Annotated in this window: 1 protein-coding gene; it reads right to left on the reverse strand. The window is 64.4% G+C overall.

Annotated elements, in window-relative coordinates:
- Nucleotides 1–385, reverse strand: a 385-nt coding sequence (locus tag EN852_RS41265) for a hypothetical protein (protein WP_189546402.1), incomplete at both ends; no start/stop codon positions are given.

Raw genomic sequence — 385 nt, forward strand, 5'->3', positions numbered from 1 at the left:
GTGCTCTTCCGATCTGCGTCACCTGGCTGGCTGCCGGCCCCTGCAGGCCTTTCAGTCCCTCAAGCCTGCCATTGATTTCTGTATACTCGGGGCTCCCGGATTTGACGCCGTAGAGCTCCAATTCCGTCGCGCTGACCATCTGGTCGATGGTGGCCTTGTTGCCTCGCGCGGTGTGCAGCGCCGCGTTGATGAAGAGTTGCGTCACCCCCGCGTGCTCGGCCTTGCCCTGCAGGTTGGTTACCTCGCGGCTGGGCCCGCCGACAGGACCGACGGACGGTTTGCTCGGATCGCTGAGCATCGGCAGGGTTGCCTGCTTGCCCAGGGCATCAAGGAGGCTCTTCTCGCCCTGTGCGTACTCGGCCCTGGCAGTGCTGGCACTTTGCAG

Origin of the sequence: Mesorhizobium sp. M2E.F.Ca.ET.209.01.1.1, assembly GCF_004010375.2 — a bacterium.
In the GTDB taxonomy this organism is placed as follows: domain Bacteria; phylum Pseudomonadota; class Alphaproteobacteria; order Rhizobiales; family Rhizobiaceae; genus Mesorhizobium.